Here is a 9,309-nt window from a genome sequence, read left to right as displayed (position 1 = left end):
AGKTTGNCCAKCYWKNATGKYSRNCKCMGSSSYACYNGMCSWSCACCRYRNNCGGSNNCGNAANTGCYSAMNGYAKGSCAWRRMCWCAMTGWSNNNGCGAAYCMYRKCGGCCTYGRSSTYGYYRWCYKTNNTKGCSRMGSMGMMGNACTKRRCCAYNASYGNTGNGRMMYMGARRYWGCKGRRYRTAWRSCWRRKCYTCACYSAGRMNGCGRAYNNTGSCSGNNTMGGCCNTCNTYSASCKTYTGMGMWNGAGMMKRSTGNAGNNATWGYNCWGKARNNNATMRAKKKAGCRSGGCAKAAWCMKSMTCWKMACSMAKKCKYKGRNTNCMMKTAGGSCSWSKSYNGCKKSYGNGCNGANNGCCTSSWSMWSRTYKYCRGYASYNTANCARYNNNNCACSKSMRMATCRGCCTSRGNNCGWAKWSKNNTTNGNCMRYTMNGGCCAGSRKGSKKGYGNGCKNTMGYCTNCCASNTCKTSWYCSNGCANNNAYAGCSRSCKGCMYRTMKSCCYGGSCRNAGMGSKMTTGCMGCWCGKCCRGSRRKGYWKTKARCYWMRYCWSMMWGYCKTGRNNNTGCARNTAGCKSSMGKYSTGYWKCYSSGKMNCAANCGCYSYYSCMGSWSGYMMKSRSNAKGCRWYKRWMSRCNCSAMARYKCCGYSNGTRCMKNTAGYTYCNNNNGWGCTGMYGRRWRRCRRCSYCGCCCYSGGYGGCAAWMAYCWNGGCRAYGGWMKGCCSMRMGSNCMGCCWSWAYSWYASYWTCGNGNTGWCGAAARRCKGSNTMGCCCWRRGNCNNGGCMARRRYNNCTNCGGYRMTGSWCTKSCCMGCRSNCAKCMTNNCAATKASRYMRWSGKTGWYGMMRWWSWGGYNAKCSSWMAGTSTSRKNNNGGGCGGCTCCGGTGCTGCTCTTGCCAGCACCCATCATGCCAATTAGGTAGAGGTTGATGCCGTTGAGGCGATCGGTCAGGGTCATGGGAGGGGGAAGATGAGTAGATGGGTGGGAGAGTGGGCGGGTAGGTGGGTGGCGGTCCCTGAGCGAAGGCGATCGCGCTAGCGTCTCCCGTAGGGAGAAAGGGGGTGAGTCGGTAGGTGCGGGTGTTAGGGGGTGAGGGCGTCATCGGCGGCGTCCCACTCGTCGTCGCCGTTTTGAATAGCTGTGCTGTCGTCCCTGTTGTTAGCCCAGTCTGAGGTGGCGGCGGCTTCGGCGGCGGCGCTATAGGGGGGCACAATGACTCGGTAGTCGGCATCAACTACGCCGTCCTCGGCCATCTCAGGGTCGCTGAGGGGGGTGTCATCGTCATTGGGTGCGGCGCTGTAGGTTTCGTCGTAGCCTGCATCGGATGAGAAACTGTAGACCGTTTCCGAGGCGTACTCAGAACCCGAGTCAGCATACCTGGGGGTTGAGCCGCTGCCGTAGCTGACATCGTCGGGCGGGGCGTAGATGTTGTCTACCTGGCCGCTGGGCGCAGGTGAGTCGTCGTCATCGCGGTAGCTGTAGGAGTACAGCGATCCATCTTGATAAACCCGACGGGGGGCTTGGGGGGCTTCGAAGTTGCGGTCAGGGGAGCGGTTGATGTCCTGGCTGGAAGGTCTCGTATAGCCCTGCTCCCAGCCCTGGCTGATATCGTCTAGGCTGTCCTGCACGGGGCTTACCCCTGGTGTGGTGTAGGGTTGATTTTCGAGCCCGCCCCAGTCGTCATCTAGCTCGCGCAGCGATTCGTTGACCCGCTGCTGCTGTTTGGCTTGCTGCTTGCTGCTGCTAAACCAGGTGGTAACGCCATCGATAATGCCTGAGGCCGCGTCTAAGGGCGTCCCCGAAGCGGGAGGAGAGGTGCTGGGCGTAGAGGCTCGGCTGAGTGATTCCCAGTCATTCCACCGAGCGGGCGACTGTAGGTTGGTCCAGGCTCGCCAGCTGGGGTCGTCGTCGGCTGAGTCACCTGGGGGGCGATCGCCAGGGGAAGATGACGCCCGGCCAGACCCAGCGGCTCTGGAGGCAGGGTTAGTGTAGGGGGGCGGGCTACGGCGATCGCTCGCTGCTCGGCTAGCCGAAGCAGCACCAGAACCCGGAGCTGACCCAGTCGGCTCATAGAATGACTGGGGCCGATACTTGTACGCCGCCGATCGGCTGCGGTTGCTGGCCCCCACCGAGCCTAGCACTGCTGTTAGCGCCAGGGTGGTCAGCGCGCCCAGCAGCACCGCCCCCGTCAGCCAAATGCCCAGGGGCAACGCCTGGGTACTGCCGCCAAAGAACACCAGCGGCAGCGCCGGGGCCAGGTTTTGCACCCCCAGCAGCACCACCAATCCCAGCACCAGCACCACTACAATCAGACGTACGGTAGCCATAGTTAGCCCTACAACGCCATCTTGCCCATCCTATCGTGACTCGTGGGGCAAATGCCCCTGCCAGCGGTTGAGGGGTACGCAGTCAATCTCTAGCTGGTCAAGGGCGCGAGCCACCACAAAGTCGACCAGATCATCAATGCTCTGGGGCTGATGGTACCAGGCGGGAATGGCAGGCACAATGCGCGCGCCAGCTTCGGCCAGGGTCGTTAGGTTACGCAGGTGAATTAGGCTAAACGGCGTTTCGCGCGGTACCACCACCAGCTTTCGGCCTTCCTTGAGCTGCACATCGGCGGCCCGCTCCAGCAGGTCAGAGCTGAGCCCCGCCGCCAGTCGCCCCACGGTGCTCATGCTGCACGGTATCACCACCATCCCCGCCGCCCGATACGACCCGCTGGCAATGGTCGCCCCCACGTCGCCCCAGGGGTGGCAGCGCAGCTTTCCCGCTGTAGGGACTCCCGCCTGGTCGCGCCAAAATTGCTCTTGCTTGTCGGGGTCAAGGGGCATGTGAATGCCCGACTCGGCCTGCCACACCATCTGCGATGCCTTAGACGCCACCAAATCTACGACACCGCCGGCGTTCAGTACGTGTTTGAGAGTGTGGACGGCGTAGATTAACCCCGATGCTCCGGTGACGCCCACGATCAGGGGACGGGTGAGGGCGGGTGAGTCGGTGGAGGGCATTTGGGGATGGGTGAATGGGTGGATGAGTAGATGGGTGGATGAGTGAATTAAAGGGCTATCGCTCTGGTTTGCCGCTTCTAAAGCTTTTGGGGACTCGCAGGAAAATAAGGTACCTGCTTACCGGGCTTCGACTTCGCTCAGCCCTCGATCACCGAAGGTTGAGCGAAGTCGAAACCTGGCTACCTAGTACACTATTAGCCCGCCGCTCCCTCGCCCTCTTCATCCTAACGAGCTAGGGGGATTAGAGCTAATTCATCCACCCATCCACCCCTAACTCATCTACCCTTTACTCACTCTCATCCCGCCCGCCGTCGTCGCGGTTAATGGGCTCGCCGTTCTCGTCTTCGCTGTAGTTGTTGTCTTCGTCTTCGGGGGCCTGGCTGCCGCCGCCGACGGCGACGAGGTCAATTTGCTGGCGGTAGTAGTCAACGCTCTTGACCTGCACATCCACTTTGTCGCCGAGGCGGTACTGCTGGCGGTTTTTGCGGCCAACCAGCTTTTGCTGGCGGGCGCGGTACTCGTACCAGTCGTCTTTGAGCGAGCTGACGTGGACGAGACCTTCGACCAGCAGTTCTTCAATTTCGACGAAAAAGCCGTAGGACTGCACGCCGGTAATCAGGCCGTGGAAGACTTCGCCGGTATGCGATCGCATAAACTCAGCTTTCTTGAGCCCCTCCAGGTCTGACTCGGCCTCCTGGGCCAGGCGCTCGCGCTCGGTCAGGTGAATGGCGATGCGGGGCAGGTCGTCTTCTAGCTCGTGCTGAATTTCCGGGGGCAGCACGTTCCAGTTGACCTGGCCGTGGCAGGAGCTGTGGCGCAGATTAGCCGGGTCTTTGGAGCGGGTGGAGCGGCGATCGCGGCCCGACTCAAACACCGCGTGCAGAATGCGGTGTACCAGCAGATCGGCGTAGCGCCGCGACGGCGAGGTGAAGTGGGTGTAGCCATCGGTGAGGGCCAGCCCAAAGTGCAGGTCGGCGTGGGTGCTGTAGAAGGCGGGCTGAATGGTCTCCAGCAGTAGGTAGGTGAGAATCTTCTCGGCCCCAGAGGCGGCAAACTGCTCCACAAACCGCTGGTAGTCTTTGGGCTGAGGGGCAGCCTCGTCGTCAAGGGTGAGCTGAATTTCCATGTTTTCGGCCAGTTTCACCAGCTCTTGCACATCGCTGGCGTCGGGGGCGCGGTGCAGTCGGTAGATGGCGGGCACCCCCAGGGCCTTGAGCTGCTGCGCAATCAGCTGGTTGGCCAGCAGCATGCACTCGGTGACAATCTGCCGCGAGGGTAGGCTGGTGGCGGTCACCATCACCCCCAGCAACCCCTCGTCGTCGTACTGGAACTTGGGCGATCGGTAGTGGGCCAAGGGCTCGCCCGCGTCGGCGGGGAAGTCGTACTCGGGCAAGTTGAGCTCAAAGGAACCCCGGTGCAGCCGCTGTCGCTTGATTGCCTGGCTCAGGTAGAGCAGGTTATCCATCAGGTCATAGACGGGCTCCAGGGCCTTCAGGGCTTTGGGTTTGATGCCCAGGCTTTGAATCAGCTCTGAGTTGTCGCGCTCCAGCACCGCCTGCGCTTCCTGGTAGGAAATTTGGTGGTCTACGGCCACGACTGTGGGCTGCACCTCATACTCCAGTACTGCGCCCGTATCATCGAGGGTGACCAGCACGGAGATGGCGAGGCGATCTTTGCCCGCCAGCAGCGACCCCAGGGGGCCAGACAAAGGCGGCGGCAGCATTGGGATCACCTCGTCGCCGAGGTAGACCGAGGTGCCGCGTTTGCAGGCCTCGTGGTCGATTGCAGAGTGGGCCGGCACGTAGTGCGAAATATCGGCAATGTGAATACCTAGCCGCCACTGGCCAGCTTTGGTGCGCTCCAGGCTGAGGGCATCGTCGATTACCTGGGCGTTGGGGCCGTCGATCGCCACCGTTAGCGCCTCGCGCAGGTCGACGCGACCCTTGCTGTCGGCCTTGAGCACGCGGGTGGGCAACTCCTGGGCCGCCGCTAGCACCGCATCGGAGAAGGTGCGGGGCAGGTCGTGCTTGCAGTAGACAATGTCGATGTCGGCAGCGGCTTCGGCGTCGCTGCCCAAAATTTGGGCTACCCGACCCTGGGGCGGGTGCTGCCCCAGGGGATAGCGCACAATTTCGACGTGGGCGAGCTGATCGACCGCCTCGGCTAGGTTGCCCCCGTTTTCGATTAGGGCCAGCTCAAACAGCAGGCGATCGTCGAGGGGCACCGCCCGATACTCTTCGGCTTCCTGCTTGACTCGGGCCAGCACCGAGGCGTTGGCGCGTTCTAAAATGAGCTGCACTTCACCCTCGGGGCTGCGGCGACGACTGCCCTCTTTGGTCACCTTGACCAGTACGCGATCGCCGTTCCAGGCCGTATTTAGCTGGCTCTCTCGCACGTAGATATCGTCGGCCCCCTCCTCGTCTTGAATAGCAAAGCAAAAGCCCTTGCTGGAGCAGCGCAGCTTGCCCTCAATCACATCTTCGGCCAGGTTGCGGCGGTACTTGCCCCGCTCCTTGACCAGCACTCCCAGCCGCTCGAGGGCATCGACGGCAATTTGCAGGTCGCGCTGGCTGGCATCGTCATTGCAGTGCAGCTTTTTCTCCAACCCTTTGAGGGTGTGGGTCTTGTCTTTGGCGAAGCTGGCCAGTAGGGCCGCGATCGAGAGTTCCATGTAGCGACTGATTCCTAAAACTATTCATGACTGGGTGCCCTGGACTGGGTCAGGGCATCAACCCGGTTTAGCTTCCTGGTTTAGAGCGAAAGGGAAGCTTTAGCAAACCGCCTGTGGTAACGAGGCAGCGCCGCAGCCGGGGGTGACGTTGTAGCTGAAACCGACCTCGATTCGTTGGCTTAAAGCAAGGTTTCAGATCCTAATACCCTGGCTTCGGCCTCCAGCTTTGGCCGAGAAGACAGCCGCCTGGAACCGCCAACGCCCAAGTGTAACCGCTACAGCCGCAGATGAACCCGGCTGATGGCAACCACAACCCCAGGCCAGACCTGCAGCGAGGGCTAGCCCCCCTCAGCAAAAGGGAACAGGAGCGACGGGGAACAGGCTACTCCTACAGTTTCTCAGGAAATGGACCGCTGTCAAATCTTTTTGTCAATGGTAGGCAACGTTTTGTAAAGCGGTCTGCGGTGCAGGGTACAGGGTATCAGGTCACCTCTACCCTCGAACCCTGTACCCTGTGTCCTACTCTCAAGTTCGCTCGCCGGTAACGATATAGGCCACCCGCTTGCCAATATTGGTGGCGTGGTCAGCGATCCGTTCCATGTAGCGAATGGCTAGCACCAGCAGCACCGTGGGCTCGACCGACCCCATCAGGTTGGTCTGATGGGCCAGCAGGGCGTAGAGTTCGTCGTAGTCGGTGTCGATCGCGTCGTCTTTTTGCTTAATTTCCAGGCCGCTTTCGGCATCCAGGTCAGACAGGGCCAGCAGACACATGGCCACCATCGATCGACAGCGATCGAGCATGGTCTGCACGCGCCCCATCAAGGGGTGGACCGGGTAGGGAAAGAGCTTAATGGCGACTTCGCCCAGGTCTTCGGCGTAGTCGCCAATGCGTTCGAGGTCGCGCACCAGCTGCATAAATGCGCCAATTCGCCGCAGGTCTTCGGCCTCAGGCTGGGCCTGAAGCGTGAATAGGTGCATGCAGTCCACTTCGATCTGGCGGTAGAACTGGTCGATCTGCTTGTCGTGGCGGTGCAGGCGCTGGGCGGCATCCAGGTTGCGATCGCACAGGGCCTCCCGGGCCAGCACACAGGAGTTCTCAACCAGGGCTCCCATGCGCAGCAGGTCGCGCTGCACCCGCAACAGCTGCCGCTCAAAGTTACCGCGCACTGGTTGAGTTGTGTCCATATCAAGCATTGCTAGCACACCGAGAAGATTGAAACAGCAGTGGCCGTAGCCCTTCACCCTATCAGGCTCTGGGATGATCTCTAAAATCAGAAACGCCAGCCCTGCCCAGCTGAGTTCCCATTAAGCTCTGTAACAGTTAGGCCCGACCGCCTCGCGAAAGATCCCGTCTTAGTTAACAATCGGTCTAGACCAAGCGTCTTTCTAAGCGTCATTCACTCAGCTTTGAGGAGTATTTTGTATGCCCCTTTCAGAAACTCAGATTTTTATTGCCCTAGCCGTAGCTTTATTGCCTGGTATTCTGGCACTTCGCCTGTCTACTGAGCTTTATAAGTAGGTTAAGTTGGGGTGCATTTTAGTACTCCACGGCTATAACTCACCATAACAAAAGGCTTCGGCGTCATGAGCACCGAAGCCTTTTGTTATGGAATGTTGACAATGGCGGCGGGAAAGACCGCCCTACAAACTCATAGCAGGCTCGTTTTTGACTGGCCCCAGTGCCCCCGAGTAGATCAGGCCGCGCCGGGTATCGAGGGTGAGAATGCTGCCGTCGCGGATGATTTCGGTGGCGTTTTTGACCCCCACAATCACTGGCACCCCCAGCCGCAGGCCAATGACTGCCGCGTGGCTGGTAGGGCTGTCATCCTCGGTGACAATGCCCCCTGCCCGCCGAATCACCTCAACAAAATCGGCACTGGTGTTGGGCACTACCAAAATTTCACCATCGTTGAAATCGTTGACCTCCAGACTGTTGCGGGCTACCCGCGCTCGCCCGCTCACCGAGGCCTCGCCAATGCCAACGCCGCGCCCTACCACAGCGGTGACCACATCCACCTTGATTAGGTCAGTGGAGCCTGACACGCCCTGCAGGGTTCCCGCTGTCAGCACCACCAGGTCACCGTCGTTGAGCAGGTGTTTTTCCTGGGCGACGCTCATAGCCGCCTGAAAAGTCTGGGTACTAGAGGGCAAATCGAGCACCAGCAGGGGCCGTACCCCCCACACCAGCTGCAGCTGGCGAGCCACGTTGACGTGGGGCGTGACCGCCAAAATTGGCGTTTCGGGGCGGTACTTCGACACGTTGCGGGCGGTGGCCCCCGATTTAGTCAGCGTCATCACGGCCGCCGCGTTGAGCTGAGCGGCAATGCGACCCACAGCCTGGCTAATGGCGTTGGGAATAGAGCGCCGAGCGCCGCTAATGTTGCGATCGCCCAGCGTCAGCCCCTCCTGTTCGGTACAGATGGCGACCTTGGCCATCGTCGCCACCGCTTCCACCGGAAACTTGCCCACGGCGGTCTCGTTGGAGAGCATCACCGCATCGGTACCGTCGAGAATGGCATTGGCAATGTCAGAGACCTCGGCGCGAGTAGGGCGGGGGTTAGACACCATGCTGTCGAGCATTTGGGTGGCCGTAATCACCGGAATGCCCAGGGCGTTAGACATGGCGATCAGCCGTTTTTGCAGAATGGGCACCTCCTCGGCGGGCAGCTCTACCCCCAGGTCGCCCCGGGCCACCATCACCCCGTCGGAGAGCGACAAAATCGCCTCCATCTGCTCGATCGCCTCGTGCTTTTCGATCTTGACGATCACCGGCACATTTTTGCCAGCGGCGCTGATAATCTCCTTGATTTCCAGCACATCCTGAGGGTTGCGCACAAAACTCAGCGCCACCCAGTCAACCCCCTGGTTGAGGCCAAACAGCAGGTCTTCGCGGTCTTTGTCGGTGAGCGCCTTCACCGAGAGATACACCCCCGGAAAGTTGACCCCCTTGTTGTTAGACAGGGTGCCGCCCACGACCACGCGGCAGTGCAGCTCCTGGGCCTCTAAATCGACCGATTCCACCTGCATCTCCACCTTGCCGTCATCCAGCAGAATGGTGGACCCAGCGGGCACCTCTAGGGCCAGCTTGTCGTAGGTGACGCAGGCGCGCTCCTGGTTGCCCACAATAATCTCGCTGGTCAGCACAAAGGGATCGCCCTTAGCCAGCACAATCGAACCGTGCTCGAATCTACCCAGCCGAATTTTAGGCCCCTGCAGGTCTTGGAGGATGCCGACGGGCTGGTTGAGCTCAAAGGAAATTTGGCGAATTAGACGAATGCTGCGCTGGTGGTCGTCGTGGCTGCCGTGGGAAAAATTGAGCCGCAGAGTGGTAGCCCCAGCTTCGATCAGTGCCCGGAGTACATCGGCATCTTGAGTGGCAGGGCCGATGGTGGCAACAATTTTGGTGCGGCGAACAGCGTTGCGCAGGGGCATAAATGACCTCTACTGAGAGTAAAACGCTACCGCCCCGAACGCTTGATCAAGCCCACAGGTTGGTAGCCATAAAGCACAGGGATAGTAGCACGAATGCCGAGGGGCTTTACGCCTAACCCCAAAACCAGCAAGAATTTCAGCGTTTTCACCGAAGATAAACCGCCTGCCACAGCCTAGGGTTACCAA

Annotated in this window: 6 protein-coding genes; 1 reads left to right on the top strand and 5 read right to left on the bottom strand. The window is 60.7% G+C overall.

Going from position 1 to position 9,309, the window contains the following annotated elements:
* Nucleotides 1-1,094 precede the first annotated feature (1,094 nt).
* From IQ265_RS10265 to phoU, 4 genes are all read right to left on the bottom strand, one after another.
* Complete coding sequence (locus IQ265_RS10265; RefSeq protein ID WP_194053030.1) at nt 1,095-2,339, bottom strand: hypothetical protein; 1,245 nt, start codon at nt 2,337-2,339, stop codon at nt 1,095-1,097.
* Between the two features lie 30 nt (nt 2,340-2,369).
* A complete protein-coding gene (locus tag IQ265_RS10260) occupies nt 2,370-3,020 on the bottom strand; it encodes a flavin prenyltransferase UbiX (RefSeq protein ID WP_194053029.1) in 651 nt (216 codons plus the stop codon).
* Nucleotides 3,021-3,306: 286 nt separating this feature from the next.
* Nucleotides 3,307-5,691 carry a ribonuclease R family protein gene (locus IQ265_RS10255; RefSeq protein ID WP_194053027.1) on the bottom strand — a complete coding sequence of 795 codons (2,385 nt, stop codon included), beginning with the start codon at nt 5,689-5,691 and terminating at the stop codon, nt 3,307-3,309.
* A gap of 525 nt (nt 5,692-6,216) precedes the next feature.
* Nucleotides 6,217-6,876 (bottom strand): phosphate signaling complex protein PhoU, encoded by a 660-nt coding sequence (gene phoU / locus IQ265_RS10250; RefSeq protein WP_194053024.1) that lies wholly within the window; start codon nt 6,874-6,876, stop codon nt 6,217-6,219.
* A gap of 238 nt (nt 6,877-7,114) precedes the next feature.
* Between phoU and psaM the strand changes: the two genes are divergently transcribed.
* Nucleotides 7,115-7,210, top strand: a complete 96-nt coding sequence (gene psaM / locus IQ265_RS10245) for a photosystem I reaction center subunit XII (protein ID WP_194053022.1) — start codon at nt 7,115-7,117, stop codon at nt 7,208-7,210.
* Between the two features lie 122 nt (nt 7,211-7,332).
* Here the strand turns inward: psaM and pyk are convergent, their stop codons facing one another.
* On the bottom strand, nt 7,333-9,123 hold the full coding sequence (gene pyk, locus IQ265_RS10240) for a pyruvate kinase (RefSeq protein WP_194053020.1): 1,791 nt from the start codon (nt 9,121-9,123) through the stop codon (nt 7,333-7,335).
* Between the last annotated feature and the right edge of the window lie 186 nt (nt 9,124-9,309).

Origin of the sequence: Nodosilinea sp. LEGE 06152 (assembly GCF_015207525.1) — a bacterium.
GTDB lineage: Bacteria > Cyanobacteriota > Cyanobacteriia > Phormidesmidales > Phormidesmidaceae > Nodosilinea.
This window is presented reverse-complemented; position numbering and strand designations above follow the sequence as displayed.